The following is a 17,222-nucleotide window of genomic DNA, read 5'->3' as shown; positions in this document are numbered from 1 at the left end:
CCGAACCCCTCAAGTAACGCGGGACGCGGAGCTTGGGTCCGCGTCCCGATGCATTTCAGGCCAGCTTGCCCATTGCAACGGCCGTGTCGGCCATGCGGTTGGAGAAGCCCCACTCGTTGTCGTACCAGGACATGACGCGCACGAGCGTGCCTTCCATCACCTTCGTCTGGTCGAGGGCGAAGGTGGAGGAGTGGCTGTCGTGGTTGAAGTCGACCGAGACGTTGGGGCTCGCCGTGAAGTTGAGGATGCCTTTCAGCTCCTGCGCGGCGGCGCGCTTGATGGCCTCGTTGACCTCGTCCTTGGTCGTCGCCTTGCGGGCGATGAACTTGAAGTCGATGACCGAGACGTTCGGCGTCGGCACGCGGATGGAGACACCGTCGAGCTTGCCGTTGAGCTCGGGCAGCACGAGGCCGACGGCCTTGGCGGCACCGGTCGAGGTCGGGATCATGCTGAGGGCCGCAGCGCGGGCGCGGTAGAGGTCCTTGTGCATGGTGTCGAGCGTCGGCTGGTCGCCCGTGTAGGCGTGCACCGTGGTCATGAAGCCTTTCTCGATGCCGACGGCATCGTTGAGCACTTTCGCCACCGGCGCGAGGCAGTTCGTGGTGCAGGACGCGTTGGAGACGACGAGATGGTCCTTCGCCAGCTTGTCATGGTTAACGCCGTAGACGACCGTGAGGTCCGCGCCGTCGGCCGGGGCCGAGACGAGCACGCGCCGGGCGCCGGCGTCGAGATGGGCCCTTGCCTTGTCCTTCGAGGTGAAGATGCCCGTGCACTCGAGGGCGATGTCGACGCCGAGGTCCTTGTGCGGCAGCTCGGCCGGATTGCGGATGGCGGTGACCTTGATGGGGCCGCGGCCCACGTCGATCGTGTCGCCATCGACCTTAACCTCGGCCGGAAAGCGGCCGTGAACCGAATCGAAGCGCAGCAGGTGGGCGTTGGTCTCCACTGGCCCGAGGTCGTTGATGGCGACGACCTCGATATCCTTGCGCCCGCTCTCGATGATGGCACGCAGGATGTTGCGGCCGATGCGTCCGAAACCGTTGATGGCTACCCGAACCGTCATGGTATCACTCCCTCGATCTGTTGCCGTGAGACACGGCGCGTTCGGCGAAACTGAGGCGAAGCGTGCCTGCTCAGGCGGTGTGCCTGGCAAGGACGTGCTCGACGACGGCCTCGGCCGTGATGCCGAAATGCTTGTACAGCTCCTTGTACGGGGCGCTGGCGCCGAAGCCCGACATGCCGACGAAGATGCCGTCGGGGCCGATCACCGCATCCCACCCGAAGCGGACGGCGGCCTCGACGGCGACCTTGATCCGCGCATTGCCGATGACGTCGCGGCGCACATCCTCGGGCTGGGCGAGGAAGAGATCGAGCGACGGCACGGAGACGACGCGGGCGGCGATGCCGCGCTCGGCGAGCAGCGACTGGGCGGCGACGGCGATCTCGACTTCGGAGCCCGAGGCGAAGAGGCTGACGACGGCCTCGCCCTCGGCGGCGGCGAGTTCGTAAGCGCCGGTGGCGCACATGTTCCAGTCCGTGAAGGCCGTGCGCTGGGCCGGGAGGTTCTGGCGCGTCAGCGCGAGGACCGTCGGGCCGTCGCGCCGCTCGAGCGCCAGCTGCCAGCACTCCAGCGTCTCGACGGCATCGGCCGGGCGGAAGACGCGCATGTTGGGCATGGCGCGCAGGCTCGCGAGGTGCTCGACCGGCTGGTGCGTCGGCCCATCCTCGCCGAGGCCGATCGAATCGTGCGTCATGACGTAGATGGCCTGCGTGCCCATGAGGGCGGCGAGGCGCATCGCCGGGCGCGCATAATCGGCGAAAACGAGGAAGGTACCGCCGGCCGGGATGAAGCCGCCGTGCAGCGAAAGCCCGTTCATGGCCGCGGCCATGCCGTGTTCGCGGATGCCGTAGTGGATGTAGCGGCCGCCGTAATTGCCGGCACTGACCGCGGCGAGGTTCTTGGTGCGCGTGTTGTTGGAGGGGGTCAGGTCGGCGGAGCCAAGGACCAGTTCGGGCACCGCTTCCGTCAGAACCGCAAGAGCTGTCTCACTCGCCTTGCGGGTGGCGAGCGTCGGGGCCGTCTCCACGAGTTCCCGCTTCAGCCGTGCGACGGCCTCGTCGAGGCCGGCGAGCGGCGTGCCGGTGATGCGGCGGGAGAATTCCTCACGCAGTTCGGTGTCCATGGCGGCGAGGCGGGCCTGCCAGGCTTCGCGTGTCGCGCGGCCGCGCTCGCCGATGGCGAGCCAGGCGGAGCGGATGTCCTCGGGGATCTCGAAGGCGCCGTATTGCCAACCGAGGCGCTGCTTGGCCCCGCCGAGTTCCTCGGCGCCGAGCGGTTCGCCGTGTGCCTTGGAGGTGCCGGCCTTGTTCGGAGCGCCATAGCCGATGGTGGTGCGGCAGGCGATGAGCGTAGGGTATTCGCTGTTGCGGGCGGCAGAGATCGCATCGGCGATGGCCTGCGGGTCATGCCCGTCAACGCGGATCGTTGCCCAGCCGGCCGCCTCGAAGCGCTTCAGCTGGTCGACGGAATCGGCGAGCGACAGCGGCCCGTCGATCGAGATGCCGTTGTCGTCGAAGAGGACGATGAGGCGGTTGAGCCTGAGGTGGCCGGCGAGCGCGATGGCCTCCTGGCTGACGCCCTCCATGAGGTCGCCGTCGGAGGCGAGCACATAGGTATAGTGATCGACAAGGTCGTCGCCGAACTGGGCGTTGAGCATGCGCTCGCCGAGTGCCATGCCGACTGCTGTGGCAATCCCCTGGCCGAGGGGGCCGGTGGTCGTCTCGACACCGGAGGTGATGAAGTTCTCGGGATGGCCCGGCGTCTTGGAGCCGAGCTGGCGGAAGCGCTTGATCTCGTCGAGCGTCACATCCGTGTTGCCGGTGAGGTGCAGCAGCGAGTAGATGAGCATCGAACCGTGACCGGCCGACAGGACGAAGCGGTCGCGGTCGGGCCAGCGCGGATCGGCCGCGTCGAACTTCAGGAAGCGCGAGAAGAGGACGGTGGCGATGTCTGCCGCCCCCATGGGCAGGCCGGGATGGCCGGATTTGGCCTGTTCCACGGCGTCCATGCTGAGGGCGCGGATGGCATTGGCAAGGCGGGCGTGCTCGACAGGAGAAGTCACTGGATCGTTTCCGGTACGCTCGAAACCAGGGTCTGACTGCGCGTTCGACGCCGCTTCCGACGTGGGCCGGCACAGCCGCGGGGGGGCGCGGGCTTGATAGCAGGTCATCTTTGCGAGTCAATGGAACGACGGCCGGCATGCGATTCCCCGCGCCGCCGACAGTCATCGGGTGAGATCATGGCGCGATCGCAGGCAATGCTCAATGCAGCTCTCGAGCGGCTGGAGGCGGCCGTCTCGGGGCTCGAGCGCGCGGCAGCACGGCGGCTCGAGCTGGAACAGCGGCGCGGCGACCTCGAGACCGAGCTGTCGCTGATGCAGGACGACAGGGCGCGGCTCGCCGTTGAACTCGACGGGGCGCTCGCCCGGCTGGAGCGCCTGGAGGCGGCGGCGGATGACGTGTCGCGGCGGGTCGAGCGTGCCATGGGGGCGGTCAGAACGGTCATGGGGGCCGAAAGCCAGCCTTGAAGCCAAGAGGTAAGGGTAATGCCGCAGGTTTCCGTCACCATCGCCGGGCGTCTCTACCGCATGGCCTGCGGGGAGGGCGAGGAGGCGCATATCGAGGGGCTTGCCGCCACGCTCGACGGGCGCATCGAGGAAATGCGCACGGCCTTCGGCGAGATCGGCGACATGCGCCTGCATGTCATGGCCGCGCTCACCATCGCTGACGAGCTGAGCGAGGCGAAGCGGGCCCTGGCGCGGCTGGAGAATGAGGTCGCCACGCTGAAGGACGCCGTGGGCGCGGGCGACGAGCGGATAGGTGCGATCGAGGAGCGGCTTGCGGAGGCCGTCTCGACGCTCGCCGAGCGCGTCGAGCGCGTGACGAAGTCGCTGACGCCCCCGGCGCAGCCGAGCCAGCCGGGTTGAACGAGGCGGCTTTCGGCAGAGCACGCGGGCCTCTAGCAATCTTTCCGACGCCGGCCTATGTTTGCCGCGCGGTGCTGCGGGGTGCGTCAGGAGAACATATCCCCGGGGCCTTATCGATCCTAACGGGAGCTGTTCCTTGCCTTGTCCGTGGACTCGGCGACACGGCGCCCACCTACGTTGTAGGTTTCCCGGGATCGATCCTCCAACGGCCATCGTGGCTCCGCACTGTCTTCATCCGCCGGCGAGGCCAGTCGACGCGTGCACGCCCTTTCCGGTTCCCCCTCCAAGGAAGAGCTGCGCCGGGCCGCCCTTGCCCGGCGGGATGAGGCGGCGCTCGACGTCGACACGATGCTGGAGGCGGCCGAGGCCCTGCGCGACAACGCGCTGACCCTGCCGGAACTCACCTGCCCCTTGACGGGCCCTGTGGCAGGCTACTGGCCGCTGCGCAGCGAGATCGATCCTCGCCCCATCCTGGAGATCCTGGCCGACCGGGGGGGCACGCTTGCCCTGCCGGTATGCTCGCCGCAAGGGCTGCTCTTCCGGGCATGGCAACCATGGCAGCCGCTGGTACCCGCCGGTTTCGGCACCCTGGGCCCGCCGGAGACGGCTGCGGAGGTGACGCCGCGCGTCCTCCTCGTGCCGCTCGCGGCCTTCGACAGGGCTGGTCATCGCATCGGCTACGGCAAGGGCCACTACGACGGGGCGATAGCCCGGCTCTCGGCAGCCGGGGCGTTGACGACGATCGGTCTGGCGCTCGCCTGCCAGGAGGTCGCGAGCGTGCCGGCAGAAAATCACGACCAGCGGCTTGACGTCGTCGTCACGCAAAGCGAAGTCATTCGCCCGCAGGCGGCCTGAGTGCCGCATGGAATCCGCATCCCGCGCGCAATCGGGGAGTTCACATGCGCCTTCTCTTCCTCGGAGATATCGTCGGCCGTCCGGGGCGCACGGCCGTCGTGGAGCGGCTGCCGCGCCTGCGCGAGCGCTGGAGCCTCGACCTCGTCGTCATCAACGGTGAGAACGCGGCCGGCGGTTTCGGCATCACCGAGGCGATCTGCGATGAGGTGCTCGCGGCCGGTGCCGACGTCATCACCCTCGGCAACCATTCCTTCGATCAGCGCGAGGCGCTCGTCTTCATCGAGCGCCAGCCGCGTCTCCTGCGCCCCGCCAACTATCCGCGCGGCACGCCCGGCCGCGGCGCCACCGTCGTCGAGGCCCGCAATGGCGCGCGCGTCCTCGTGATGAACGTGATGGGTCGGCTTTTCATGGATCCGCTCGACGATCCCTTCACCGTCGTGGCGCAGGAACTGGAAGCCTGCCCCCTGGGTGCGGCGTGCGACGCGGTCGTCATCGACATGCATGCCGAAGCGACGAGCGAGAAGCAGGGGCTCGCGGCCTTCGTCGACGGGCGCGCCAGCCTTGTCGTCGGCACGCATACCCACGTGCCGACCGCCGACGGGCGCGTCCTGCCCGGGGGCACGGGCTATCTCTCGGACGCCGGCATGTGCGGCGACTACGATTCCATCCTTGGCATGCAGAAGGACGAGCCGATCCGCCGCTTCCTCGAGAAGACGCCGGGCAGCCGGCTGGAGGCCGCGAGTGGCGAGGGCACGCTTGCCGGTATCGCCGTCGAGACTGACGATGCGACCGGCCTTGCCCACCGCGTGGCACATGTGCGCATCGGGCCACATCTTGCGCCGAGCGGGCCGGATTTCTGGGAATAGCCACGGCTGCGCCGCTTCCTTTATTTTCGGCGACAGGCGGCTTATAAGGCGCCCACTCATTCCAGACGGGGACGACCTCAGGGCGGCCGGGAGCGGCCCGTGGTGCCCCGCATCCGCCGGAGGACCGATGGCCGGACATTCGCAGTTCAAGAATATCATGCACCGCAAGGGCAAGCAGGACGCCATGCGGTCGAAGCTCTTTTCCAAGCTGGCGCGCGAGATCACCGTCGCCGCCAAGCTCGGCCTGCCCGATCCAGCCATGAACCCGCGCCTGCGCGCGGCCATCTTGGCGGCGCGCGCGGAGAACATGCCGAAGGACAACATCGAGCGCGCCATCAAGAAGGCGAGCGGTGGCGACAGCGAGAACTACGAGGAAATCCGCTACGAGGGCTACGGGCCGGGCGGCGTCGCCGTCATCGTCGAGGCGATGACCGACAACCGCAACCGCACCGCCTCGGACGTGCGCTCCTACTTCACCAAGAGTGGCGGCAACCTCGCCGAGACGGGCGCCGTCTCCTTTATGTTCGATCGCGTCGGCTATGTCGCCTTCGCCGCCTCGGTGGCTTCCGCCGACGACATGCTGGAAGCGGCCATCGACGCCGGCGCCGACGACGTGGTCTCGGGCGAGGAGAGCCACGAGGTCTATTGCGAGCAGGGTGCGCTCAACGAGGTCTCCAAGGCGCTCGAGGAGAAGTTCGGCGAGCCGACGGCCTCCAAGCTCGTGTGGAAGCCGCAGAACACCATCGCCGTCGACGACGAGACGGGCGAGAAGCTGATGCGCCTCATCGGCACGCTCGAGGAACACGACGACGTGCAGAACGTCTTCGCCAATTTCGAGATCTCCGACAGCCTCCTGGCGAAGCTGAGCGCCTGATCGGGCGCGGCCGTGCGCCCGGCGCACGGCTGCTGCCCGCCGCGCGACGATGTGCGCCGCCCGACCAGCGGCTATGGATGCGCCACTTGTTACAGCGGCGTTCCGGAGGCGTGGATGGCGGTGCATACCGAGGGCGCGGTCGATGCTAACGCGGCGGCGCGCACCCCCGTGCGTGACGGGCGGCTCCTCGGCATCCTCGCCGCGCTCACCGCGATCTCCATCTGGGCCGGCTGGCAGATCGCCACGCGCCACAGCGCCTCGACCAGCCTGACGCCGTTCGATCTCGCCTTCCTGCGCTACGGCGTGGCGTCTCTACTGCTGGCGCCGGTTTTGCTGCGCAACGGCCTCCTGCCCCGCAAGGCCAATCCCTGGACGATCGCCGCCATGGTGGCTGGCGCCGGCCTGCCGTTCGGGCTCGTTGCGATGGCCGGCGCGCGCCTGGCCCCGGTCGCCCACATGGGCGCCATCATGCCGACCACCGTGCCGATGTTCGTCATGCTCCTCGGCGCGCTGTGGTTCGGCGAGCGGGCGACCCGCGTCCATCTCGTCGGCTTTGCCCTCATCCTCGCCGGTGTCGCAGCCATCATCGGACCGAGCCTCGGCGACGCCGCCGGCAGCTGGCGTGGCGACCTGCTTTTCGTCTGCGGTGGCGCGCTGTGGGCGGTCTACACCTTCGGCATCCGGCAGAGTGGGCTGACCGGCTGGCAGGCGGCCGCCGTGCTCAACGCCTGGTCCTTCCTGCTGCTCCTGCCGATCTGGTATCTGTCCGGCGACAGCGGCTTCCTCACCGCTCCCTGGCAGGAACTCGCAATGCAGGTGCTGTGGCAGGGCGTCCTGTCCGGCGTCGTCGGCATCGCGGCCTATTCGCTCGCCGTGCGCCGCCTCGGCGTCACGGTGGCCGCGGCCTTCTCGGCACTCGTGCCGGCCATGTCCTCCTTCGGCGGCATGCTGCTCCTCGGCGAGCGTCTCACCCCGCTCGCCATCGGCGCCCTCGTGCTCGTCACCGCTGGCTTCCTCTTCGCGAGCGGCGCCGTCGGGGCACTGGCGGGCGTCGGCAGGCGACGCGGGTAAAGAGGCTGGCCGTTCGCCCTTTGTTCGGCTAAAGCCGAAGGCATGGGCGTTGACGCGATTCGCATCCTCGGTATCGACCCCGGCCTGCGCAAGATGGGCTGGGGCGTCGTCGACATTGCCGGCACGCGCCTGTCCTTCGTCGCCTGCGGCTGCGTGACCTCCAACGGCGAATTGCCGCTCGCCGAGCGGCTGCGCGAATTGCACGACGGGCTCACGGCCATCGTGCGCGATCACGGGCCGGACGAGGTGGCGGTGGAAGAGACCTTCGTCAACAAGGATGCGCAGGCGACGCTGAAGCTCGGCCATGCGCGCGCCGTGGCGCTGCTGGTGCCGGCGCTCGCCGGCCTCGACGTCGCCGAATATGCGGCCAATCTCGTCAAGAAGACCGTCACGGGCGTCGGCCATGCCGAGAAGCGCCAGATCGCGGCAATGATCAAGGTGCTGCTGCCGAAGGCAGTGGCGACGACGGCGGATGCGGCCGATGCGCTCGCGGTCGCCATCACCCACGCCCAGCACCGGCAGGCACGGGCGCTGCGCAAGGCTCTTGCCCTATGATGACGGCACGATTCGACAGGCGGGTGCGGGCATGATCGGCAAGCTCAAGGGTGTCGTCGACAGTTACGGCGAGGACCACGTCATCCTCGACGTGCACGGCGTCGGCTATCTGGTGCACTGTTCCTCGCGCACGCTGCAGAACCTACCGCCGGCCGGCGAGGCGGCGACCCTCGCCATCGAGACCATCGTGCGCGAGGACATGATCCGCCTCTACGGCTTCCGCAGCGACGCGGAGCGGGAATGGTTCCGCCTCTTGCAGACGGTTCAGGGTGTAGGGTCGCGCGTCGCGCTCGGCATCCTCTCGGTGCTCGACCCTGGCGCCCTTGCCTCGGCGGTGGGCATGGGCGACAAGGCCGCGATCGCACGCGCGCCTGGCGTCGGGCCGAAGCTCGCCGCCCGCCTCGTTGCCGAGTTGAAGGACAAGGCGCCGGTGTTCGGGGCGGTCGATCCGGCGGTCATCCGCCTTTCCGGGGCAGTGACGGACGGCGATGCGCCGGCGCCCGTGGCCGATGCCGTCTCGGCTCTGGTCAATCTGGGCTACGGGCAGCCGCAGGCGGCGGCGGCCGTTGCCGCGGCCCTCAAAGCGGCGGGAGAGGAGGCGCAGACCGCCACCCTCATCCGCCTCGGCCTGAAGGAGCTGGCGCGATGACGGGCGGCTTGGGCGCGACGGGTCTCAGCGGCTTTTCCTCTCCGGTGGCCGGCGCATGGCGGCCGGCAGGTCCTCACGAGAGGGAAGCGAGCCCGCCTTCTTGCCGGGCGCGTAGAGCAGGTCGGGCGGCGGCGGGGGCGCGGGTTGCCATTCAGGTGAAAAGTCGGTGAAGGGCTGTGCGAGCGGCTTGCACGCGCCGCTGCGGAACGGAGCGCATTGTTCGGACGTCGTGGGGGGGCGGCCTTCGGCAGCCACCGGGATCGCAGCGGTGATCAGGAATGCCGCAAGCGGGACATATCGACTCGAGATGCGATGAGAGGGCATGACCATCCCCTTAGGGAACAGTTGCGTGACGAGGGGCGGCAGCGGACGATCCGACCCGTTTGGCCGGCGTCACGGCCGGGGTATAGGCTCGTCTGGGAGCGGGGCCGACGCAGGGAACGACGAATGACTTGCAGGAGCAGCATCGGGGCGGCTCGGAGGGCGAGGGACCGGCGCGGCATCGACCGTGCGGTCGCGGCCGCTCCGATGCGCTGGGGAGGCATACAATGACGTCTCAGCGCCTGGTCTCCGCCGAACGGCGGGGCGACGACCCCGATCAGTCGCTGAGACCACTCGCGCTCGGCGAGTTCATCGGCCAGGCGCAGGCGCGGGCCAATCTCTCGGTCTTCATCGAGGCGGCGAAGACGCGGGGCGATGCGCTCGACCACGTGCTCTTCGTCGGCCCGCCCGGCCTCGGCAAGACGACGCTCGCGCAGATCGTGGCCCGCGAGCTCGGCGTCAACTTCCGCTCCACGTCCGGGCCGGTCATCGCCAAGGCGGGGGACCTTGCCGCCCAGCTCACCAATCTCGACGAGCGCGACGTGCTCTTCATCGACGAGATCCACCGCCTCAACCCGGCCGTGGAAGAAATTCTCTATCCGGCGATGGAGGACTACCAGCTCGACCTCATCATCGGCGAGGGGCCGGCGGCGCGCTCGGTCAAGATCGACCTGCCGAAGTTCACGCTCGTCGGCGCGACCACGCGCCAGGGCCTGCTCACCACCCCGCTGCGCGACCGTTTTGGCATCCCCATCCGTCTGCAGTTCTATACGGTGGAGGAGCTCGAGCTCATCGTGAAGCGGGGCGCGCGGGTCATCGGCATCGGCATGAGCGACGACGGCGCCAACGAGATCGCTCGCCGGGCCCGCGGCACGCCGCGCATCGCCGGGCGCCTCCTGCGCCGGGTGCGCGATTTCGCGGTGGTCGACGGGGCCGACACGGTCACCCGCGCCATCGCCGACAAGGCGCTGCAACTGCTCGAGGTCGACGGCGCCGGGCTCGACCTGATGGACCGGCGCTATCTCTCGACCATCGCGCTCTCCTTCGGCGGCGGGCCGGTGGGCATCGAGACGATCGCCGCAGCCTTGTCGGAGCCGCGCGACGCCATCGAGGAGATCATCGAGCCCTTCCTCATCCAGAAGGGCTTCGTGCAGCGCACGCCGCGCGGGCGCATCCTGACCCCGCACGCCTTCCGCCACCTCGGCCTCGAGGAGCCGCAGCGCGAGACGGTGCAGTTCGGCCTGTTCGGCGGCGACGACGAGGCCTGAGGCTCAGGGCTTGTAGGCGACGAGAACGACGCCGGCCGTGATGAGGACGACGCCAAGCCAGTTGATCGAGGCCAGCCGCTCGTTGAGGAAGAGGGCGGCGAAGACGGCGACGAGGACGACGCTGAGCTTGTCGATGGGTGCGACGCGCGAGGCGTCGCCCAGCTTCAGGGCACGGAAGTAGCACAGCCAGGAGGCTGCCGTCGCAAGGCCGGAGAGGACGAGGAAGAGATAGCTCCTGCCAGGCACCGACACGGGCGACTGCCACTGCCCGGTCGCTGCGACGATGGCCGCCGCGGCGGCGAGGATGACGAGCGTGCGCACCAGCGTCGCGTAATCGGAATTGATCTCTTCCACGCCCACCTTGGCGAGGACCGCCGTCAGGGCCGCGAAGGTGGCGGACAGAAAAGCCCAGAGTTGCCAGCTGTTGATGAGGGACTTCATCGAGGGACCGGTCATGTGGCGGCCGACGGCCGGATCGCTGCGACGATAGCACAGGCTTCCGCCGGTGGCAGGGGATGGAAATCGACGACCGGTATGTGTAGGTCAGTGCGGCGGGAGAAGCGGCCGATGGAAAGGACGAGATGGACGGGCAAAGGGACGATGTGATGACGATTGACACAGCGGGCCGGCACTGGCCGCACCTTGCCGGCGTGCTCGAGGGGCGCACCCATATCCTGCCGGTGCGTGTCTATTACGAGGACACCGATTTCTCCGGCATCGTCTATCACGCGAACTACCTGCGCTTCCTGGAGCGCGGGCGCACGGACTTCCTGCGCCTCGCCGGCGTTGCCCAGTCGGATCTGCATGCCGATGGCGAAGGCCTCATCTTCGCGGTGCGACGCATGACGATTGACTATATCCTGCCGGCGCGCATGGACGACGTCCTGACGGTCGAGACGCGCACCGACGAGGTGCGTGGCGCCTCGCTCGTCATCGCCCAGCGCATCCTCCGTGGTGACGAAGTCATCGTTACGGCCGACGTGCGCGTGGCGGCCATCGCCGGCGGCCGGCCGGCGCGCATTCCGGGCCATCTGCGCAGGATTCTCGGCGGCGAGGCATAGGCGCCGAGCCATTGCATCGACAGCGCCCTTAAAGGCATGTAAGACCTTTTCACATGAGCTGGAAACGCGGCGGATCGGATGGCTCCCGGGGCTATCATCACGGGAATTTGAAGGAAACGCTCGTCCGTGCCGCTCTCGAGCTCATCGCCGAGAAGGGACCGGCCGGCTTCACCTTTGCCGAGGCGGCGCGCTGGGCCGGCGTGAGTCCCGCTGCGCCCTATCGCCATTTCCGGGATCGGGAAGAACTGCTCGCCGATGTGGCGCTGCGCGGCTTCAGCCAGTTCGAGGGCGAACTCGCGGCCGCTTGGGCGAGCGGGGCGCCCGATCCGGGCACGGCCTTCGAGCGTCTCGGCAAGGCCTATCTCGCCTTTGCCCGCAACGAGCCGGCCTATTATTCCGCCATGTTCGAGGCCGGCGTCTCGCTCGATACCAGCCCGGAGCTGAGGCTCGCCGCCGAGCGGGCCTTCCTGGTGCTGCGCAATGCGGCGGACGCGCTCGTCGCCACCGTGCCTGCCGGCAAGCGGCCGCCGGCCCTGATGATGGCCCTGCATATCTGGGCAATGTCGCACGGTATCGCGTCCCTGTTCGCTCGCGGTGACGCCGGACGGCGCGCGCTGCCCATGACGCCCGAGGAACTACTGGAGGCGGGGATGCTCGTTTACCTTCAGGGGCTCGGCATCGGCGCCCCGGTGGAGACCGATCGATAGCAGGCGAGGGGAAAGTGGCTGCCGGTCCCGGATGCTCATGAGGTTCTTGCGTCGGCACCCGGGCTGCTCCGCCTGCGCCCGGCCAATGGTTGCGCGTGGCACTGGCGGTTCGCCATTCGTCCGACCAAAACCTCAGGTCGCGAAGCGGAAGTGCAGAACATCGCCGTCGGCGACCTGATAGTCCTTGCCTTCAAGGCGCAGCTTGCCGGCATCGCGCGCCCCGGCCTCGCCCTTCAGCGCCACATAGTCGGCATAGGCGATGGTTTCGGCGCGGATGAAGCCCTTCTCGAAGTCGGTATGGATGACGCCGGCGGCCTGCGGTGCCCGCGTGCCGCGGGTGATGGTCCAGGCGCGCGCCTCCTTGGGCCCTACCGTGAAATAGGTGATGAGGCCGAGCAATTCGTAGCCGGCGCGGATCACGCGGTTGAGGCCGGGCTCCTCGAGGTCGATGGCGGCGAGATAGTCCGCCTGCTCCTCGGCCGGTAGCACGGCGATCTCGCTCTCGATCTTGGCCGAGACGACGACGGCCTTGGCCCCTTCCTCCGCGGCGCGCGCGAAGACGCGGGCGGAGAATGCGTTGCCGTCGCGGGCCGAGCCCTCATCGACATTGCATACATAGAGGACGGGCTTCGACGTCAGCAGGCCGAGCATGCCGAAGGCGCGCTCCTCCTCCGGTTTGCGCTCGACGAGCCGGGCCGGCTTGCCGGCGCGCAGCAGGGTGAGGGCGCGCGAGATGAGGTCGAGGGATTCCTTCGCCTCCTTGTCGCCGCCGCGGGCCTTCTTCTCGAGGGCGGTGACGCGCTTTTCGAGGCTGTCGAGATCGGCGAGCATAAGCTCGGTCTCGATGGTTTCGATGTCGGCGATGGGGTCGATCTTGCCCTCGACGTGTGTGACGTCGCCGTCCTCGAAGCAGCGTACCACATGGGCGATGGCGTCAACCTCCCGGATGTTGGCGAGGAACTGGTTGCCGAGGCCCTCGCCCTTCGAGGCGCCGCGCACCAGGCCGGCGATGTCGACGAAGGTGAGCCGCGTCGGGATGATCTGAGCCGAGCCTGCGATCCCGGCGAGTGTCGTGAGGCGCGGGTCCGGGACCGCGACCTCGCCAACATTCGGCTCGATGGTGCAGAAGGGATAGTTGGCCGCCTGGGCCGCCGCCGTCTGCGTGAGCGCGTTGAAGAGCGTCGACTTGCCTACGTTCGGCAGGCCGACGATGCCGCACTTGAAACCCATCACCTATCCTCCGGCGCGTTCGCCCGGGCGCTTCACGTCGCCCCAACCTCGCGCATCCATGGCCAGATGCACCTTGTTCTGGAAACTGGCGTCCTCGCCCCTGGCAAGGAGCGCCGCAAACTCTGCCACCGCGCCCGTGAGATCCTCGACCCAGGGCTCCTCCGCCTTGGCGAAATCGCTGAGCACATAGGTGTGCACGAGCGCCTTGTCGCCGGGGTGACCGATGCCCAGGCGCACCCGGCGATAGTCGTTGCCGACGTGGGCGGAAATCGACCGCAGGCCGTTGTGCCCGGCGATGCCGCCGCCCGTCTTGATGCGCAGCCTGGCCGGTGCAAGGTCGAGCTCGTCGTGGAAGACGACGATATCCGCGAGGGCGACCTTGAAGAAGCGCTGCGCCTCGCCAACCGCACGGCCCGATTCGTTCATGTAGGTCTGGGGCTTCATGAGCAGAAGGCGTTCGCCGCCGACGACGGCCTCCGCCACCTCGCTCTGGAAGCGACGGCGCCACGGGCCGGCATTGTGCCGGCGGGCGATCTCGTCGACGGCCATGAAGCCGATGTTGTGCCGATTGTGCGCATAGCGCGCGCCCGGATTGCCGAGCCCGACGAACAGCAGCATGGCGAAGCCCCGTGAACGGAAGGAAGCACATGGTGCTCCCGAAACCCGGCGCGGCCGGCCAGCGCGGCCAGCATGCACCGGGCTCGATCCTCGGGCGGTGCCCAGGGAGAGGCAGACAGGGCGGACGAAGAGGCCCGCCCCGCTCTTGGGGAAAATTACTTCTCTTCGGTCTCGCCGGCAGCAGCTTCCTCGGCCGTCTCGGCGACGAGCTTGGACGGCGCGACCACGGTCGCGATGGTGAAGTCGCGGTCCTGGATCACGGGGGTGACGCCGGCCGGCAGCTTGACGGCCGAGATGTGAATGGAATCGCCGATCTCCCGGCCCGTGAGGTCGATGTCGATCGCATCGGGGATGGCATCGACCGGCACGATGAGCTCGACCGTGTGGCGTACGACGTTGAGCGTGCCGCCACGCTTGAGGCCGGGCGAAGCTTCCTGGTTCAGGAAGTGCACAGGCACTTCGACGTTGACGGTGGCATCGCGCGTCACGCGCAGGAAGTCGACGTGGAGGGGCGTGTCCTTCACCGGATCGAGCTGAAAGTCGCGCGGAATGGCGCGGGTCTTGCTGCCGTCGACGTCGATCTCGAAAACGGTGGTGAGGAAACCGCCGGAGAAGATCAGGCGCTTCGTCTCGTTGAAGTCGAGCGCGATCGGCTGCGGCGCTTCGCCGAGACCGTAGATGACTGCGGGAACACGGCCCTGACGGCGAACGGCACGGGCGGCCCCCTTGCCGACCCGCTCGCGAGCCGAGGCCTTGAGCTGCTTGACAGCGGACATGGCTTCGATCCTTTGTGGTCACGGAACAGAAACGGCCGTGCTCGCGCACGGCCATTCACGTTCAACAGAACATGTGTGGCGCACCCGTGCCTCCAGGGGTGTCTGGCGGGCGCGCGTTGCCTTTAGCAGCAAGTCCTCGATTTTGCAACGCTGCGTGGCCGGGCGTCAGCCCTGCGCCTGCGCCCGCTCCTCGGCCAGATGGCGCGACAGGTCGGCTGCCGCGGCGGCGGAGGTGTCGCTCCGGCCGTCGCCGCCCTGCACGACGACCGCATTGGAGGCGAAGCGGATGCCGGCGTCGGTGAAGCCCTTGAACAGGCGCTTGACGGCCTCGCGCTGGATGAGGGCCTGCCGGCCCGGCTTGACGGTGAACTTGAAGCGGCAGACGAGGGCGTTCTCCTGCACGTCGGCGACGCCCTGCATCTTCACGGGGCCGATGAAATCCTTGCCATATTCCTCGTGGGTCAGGAGGTCCTGGCCGATCTTCTTGGCAATCTTTCGCGCCTGTTCCACGTCGGCATCGCGGGCGAGGCGCAGGTTGAACTTCACCGTCGCCCAGTCGCGGCTGAAGTTGGTCACGGCGCCGAGCTGGCCGTAGGGAATGGTGTGGAACTGCCCGTTCTGGTGGCGGATGCGCAGCGAGCGCACCGAGATGCGCTCGACCATGCCCTTGTGGCTGCCGGCCTGGATGTATTCGCCGACGCGGAAGGCGTCGTCTGCAAGATAGAAGATGCCGGAGACGATATCGCGCACCAGCGCCTGCGAGCCGAAGCTGAAAGCGAGGCCGAAGATGCCGGCGCCGGCGAGGATCGGGCCGATGTTGACGCCGAGATGCGACAGGGCGACGAGGATGGCGGTGGCGACGATGAGCGCGCCGACGAAGCCTTCGAGCAGCGGCAGGACCGAGGCGAGCCGCCCCGCCGGCCGCGGCAGGCCGGCGGCGTCGTGATCGTCCGCCGATCCGTGCGTCCGCGGGGCGAACTTGAGGCGGGCCCAGCCGCGCAGCAGCTCGAACAAGATGTAGCCGACGACGAGAATGCCGACCGCCGTCAGGAGCGCCTCGCGCCAGGCGTACCAGAGTTCCTGGCTGACGAGCGCGAGGATCTCGACCACCCAGAGCCGGACGAAGAAGGTCGCGAGGGCAGTTATGGCAACAGCGATCACGATGCGGCGCGCCGTGATCAGGATCTGCAGGAGATATGGCGACCCGGGGTCAGGCACGGCTGCATCCGCTGCCTCCGCATCCGCCACGAGGGCGAGCTCGGCCGAGGGCTCCTCGGCTTCGGTCGTCTCCGGAGCCTCCTGTGGGTGGCAGCAGGCGATGGCATAGGCGAGGAAGCGGTCGAGCGTCGCCACGACAAGGGCGAGCAGCGCCGAGAAGGCAGCGGCGTGATAGAGGTCGAAGTCGAGCGCGACGATGCCGTAGATCCACGCCACCCAGACGAGGACGACGATTGCACCGGCGGCAATGACGACGGCACGCGGCGCCTCGGCGGCGTGCGCGAAGAAACGAGCGAGCGTCATGCCTGCGGCTGTGGCGGCGAGCGTGCCGACGATCACGCCAAGGGCCTGTGCCGGCGGGCGCGCGATGCCGGCGCGGACGAAGACCGGCATGAGCGTGTAGAAGACAAGAAGGATGGCGAGCGTCGCGCCGGCGCCGACGAGTACGGCGCGCACCCGGTCCTCTCCGACCGCCACGAGGCGCAACTGCGGCTCCTGAGGGCGCAGGAGGGTGAGCGGCAGCAGCATGGCCAGCCGCCAGCGCACGGCCGCCCCGACGATCGCAACGGCAAGCCCATGCACCGGCGTGTCGCCGCGCAGGAACAGCCGCGCCAGCAATGCCGTGATAGCAACCATGACGATGAGGCCGGCCGCATCGACGACGAGCCGACGCACGGCCTTCTTGAGCCGTGCTCGCCCGTCGTCATCCGCATGAATCTCTGCACCCCCGGCAAGGCGGCGCACCAGCGTGGGAACGAAGAGCACCGCGACGCCGATGACGACGGCGTGGGCGAGGAGCGTGCCGGCCTCGGGGACGTCGGCCGTCATGACATCCCACACGTCGGCAAAGGCGGAGGGGATCTGTGGCGTCGCAACGAGCACGTCCCATAGGGCGCGCCCCGCCTGGCCGATGTGCATGGCCAGCGCGTCGATGAAGCCTTCATGGCCGCCGGTCAGGGGGCCTGCGTGCGCATCGGCGGCGTTGCCGGCGATCAACCCCGATCCGAGCCCTGCCGCTGCACGCATTCCCGTCCCCGACGCATCAGTTGCTTCAGGATGATGTCTGTAGCGCGCAGAAGACAAGGAATTCTTACTGCGGAAAGCGCCGTGCGGCCTCGACGGGGCGGGTCCGAAGCTGGCATTGATGAGTGGATTGCATCCGCCGGT

General features: G+C 68.5%; 18 protein-coding genes and 1 other RNA gene. 12 read left to right on the top strand and 7 right to left on the bottom strand.

The features are described from left to right. Positions 1 to 55: 55 nt before the first annotated feature. Positions 56 to 1,063 carry a type I glyceraldehyde-3-phosphate dehydrogenase gene (gap, locus tag BOQ54_RS13925; protein WP_055457661.1) on the bottom strand — a complete coding sequence of 336 codons (1,008 nt, stop codon included), beginning with the start codon at positions 1,061 to 1,063 and terminating at the stop codon, positions 56 to 58. Positions 1,064 to 1,133: 70 nt separating this feature from the next. Beyond that, entirely contained in the window at positions 1,134 to 3,068 is a 1,935-nt protein-coding gene (tkt, locus tag BOQ54_RS13920) for a transketolase (RefSeq protein ID WP_245280454.1), read from the bottom strand. A gap of 249 nt (positions 3,069 to 3,317) precedes the next feature. Here tkt and BOQ54_RS13915 point away from each other — a divergent pair, with 249 nt between their 5' ends. The 10 genes from BOQ54_RS13915 to ruvB all read left to right on the top strand — a co-directional run bounded on the left by BOQ54_RS13915 (position 3,318) and on the right by ruvB (position 10,445). Continuing rightward, positions 3,318 to 3,587, top strand: coding sequence for a DUF4164 domain-containing protein (locus BOQ54_RS13915; protein ID WP_055457659.1), 270 nt, complete (start codon positions 3,318 to 3,320; stop codon positions 3,585 to 3,587). Positions 3,588 to 3,605: 18 nt separating this feature from the next. Beyond that, positions 3,606 to 3,986: a cell division protein ZapA gene (locus BOQ54_RS13910; protein ID WP_055457658.1), complete on the top strand. Its 381-nt coding sequence runs from the start codon at positions 3,606 to 3,608 to the stop codon at positions 3,984 to 3,986. A gap of 68 nt (positions 3,987 to 4,054) precedes the next feature. After that, positions 4,055 to 4,211: non-coding RNA, 6S RNA (gene ssrS / locus BOQ54_RS13905), on the top strand. 33 nt (positions 4,212 to 4,244) lie between these two features. Further along, positions 4,245 to 4,841, top strand: a complete 597-nt coding sequence (locus BOQ54_RS13900; RefSeq protein ID WP_055457657.1) for a 5-formyltetrahydrofolate cyclo-ligase — start codon at positions 4,245 to 4,247, stop codon at positions 4,839 to 4,841. A gap of 44 nt (positions 4,842 to 4,885) precedes the next feature. Then, positions 4,886 to 5,707: a TIGR00282 family metallophosphoesterase gene (locus BOQ54_RS13895; RefSeq protein WP_055457656.1), complete on the top strand. Its 822-nt coding sequence runs from the start codon at positions 4,886 to 4,888 to the stop codon at positions 5,705 to 5,707. 127 nt (positions 5,708 to 5,834) lie between these two features. Further along, positions 5,835 to 6,581: a YebC/PmpR family DNA-binding transcriptional regulator gene (locus tag BOQ54_RS13890; RefSeq protein WP_055457655.1), complete on the top strand. Its 747-nt coding sequence runs from the start codon at positions 5,835 to 5,837 to the stop codon at positions 6,579 to 6,581. A gap of 114 nt (positions 6,582 to 6,695) precedes the next feature. After that, on the top strand, positions 6,696 to 7,652 hold the full coding sequence (locus BOQ54_RS13885; RefSeq protein WP_055457654.1) for a DMT family transporter: 957 nt from the start codon (positions 6,696 to 6,698) through the stop codon (positions 7,650 to 7,652). A 42-nt stretch (positions 7,653 to 7,694) separates the two neighbouring features. Then, a complete protein-coding gene (ruvC, locus tag BOQ54_RS13880; RefSeq protein WP_019404024.1) occupies positions 7,695 to 8,207 on the top strand; it encodes a crossover junction endodeoxyribonuclease RuvC in 513 nt (170 codons plus the stop codon). Positions 8,208 to 8,238: 31 nt separating this feature from the next. Further along, positions 8,239 to 8,856: a Holliday junction branch migration protein RuvA gene (gene ruvA, locus BOQ54_RS13875; RefSeq protein ID WP_055457653.1), complete on the top strand. Its 618-nt coding sequence runs from the start codon at positions 8,239 to 8,241 to the stop codon at positions 8,854 to 8,856. A gap of 548 nt (positions 8,857 to 9,404) precedes the next feature. Then, complete coding sequence (ruvB, locus tag BOQ54_RS13870; RefSeq protein ID WP_055457652.1) at positions 9,405 to 10,445, top strand: Holliday junction branch migration DNA helicase RuvB; 1,041 nt, start codon at positions 9,405 to 9,407, stop codon at positions 10,443 to 10,445. 3 nt (positions 10,446 to 10,448) lie between these two features. Here the strand turns inward: ruvB and BOQ54_RS13865 are convergent, their stop codons facing one another. Beyond that, the gene (locus tag BOQ54_RS13865) at positions 10,449 to 10,886 is read right to left on the bottom strand and encodes an EamA family transporter (RefSeq protein WP_063190122.1); all 438 of its coding nucleotides are present in this window, start codon (positions 10,884 to 10,886) and stop codon (positions 10,449 to 10,451) included. Positions 10,887 to 11,050: 164 nt separating this feature from the next. Here BOQ54_RS13865 and ybgC point away from each other — a divergent pair, with 164 nt between their 5' ends. Continuing rightward, a complete protein-coding gene (ybgC, locus tag BOQ54_RS13860; RefSeq protein WP_055457913.1) occupies positions 11,051 to 11,506 on the top strand; it encodes a tol-pal system-associated acyl-CoA thioesterase in 456 nt (151 codons plus the stop codon). 53 nt (positions 11,507 to 11,559) lie between these two features. Next, positions 11,560 to 12,213, top strand: coding sequence for a TetR/AcrR family transcriptional regulator (locus BOQ54_RS13855; protein WP_055457651.1), 654 nt, complete (start codon positions 11,560 to 11,562; stop codon positions 12,211 to 12,213). Between the two features lie 132 nt (positions 12,214 to 12,345). Here BOQ54_RS13855 and ychF read toward each other — a convergent pair whose 3' ends face one another. From ychF to BOQ54_RS13835, 4 genes are all read right to left on the bottom strand, one after another. Then, positions 12,346 to 13,443, bottom strand: coding sequence for a redox-regulated ATPase YchF (gene ychF, locus BOQ54_RS13850; protein WP_071924107.1), 1,098 nt, complete (start codon positions 13,441 to 13,443; stop codon positions 12,346 to 12,348). A 3-nt stretch (positions 13,444 to 13,446) separates the two neighbouring features. Beyond that, the gene (gene pth / locus BOQ54_RS13845) at positions 13,447 to 14,061 is read right to left on the bottom strand and encodes an aminoacyl-tRNA hydrolase (protein WP_055457649.1); all 615 of its coding nucleotides are present in this window, start codon (positions 14,059 to 14,061) and stop codon (positions 13,447 to 13,449) included. Positions 14,062 to 14,216: 155 nt separating this feature from the next. After that, positions 14,217 to 14,837, bottom strand: coding sequence for a 50S ribosomal protein L25/general stress protein Ctc (locus BOQ54_RS13840; RefSeq protein WP_055457648.1), 621 nt, complete (start codon positions 14,835 to 14,837; stop codon positions 14,217 to 14,219). A 165-nt stretch (positions 14,838 to 15,002) separates the two neighbouring features. After that, positions 15,003 to 17,081, bottom strand: a complete 2,079-nt coding sequence (locus BOQ54_RS13835; RefSeq protein WP_186437986.1) for a mechanosensitive ion channel family protein — start codon at positions 17,079 to 17,081, stop codon at positions 15,003 to 15,005. Positions 17,082 to 17,222 lie beyond the last annotated feature (141 nt).

The sequence above is a fragment of the Chelatococcus daeguensis genome, assembly GCF_001887265.1.
GTDB classification, from domain to species: Bacteria; Pseudomonadota; Alphaproteobacteria; order Rhizobiales; family Beijerinckiaceae; genus Chelatococcus_A; species Chelatococcus_A sambhunathii.
This window is presented reverse-complemented; position numbering and strand designations above follow the sequence as displayed.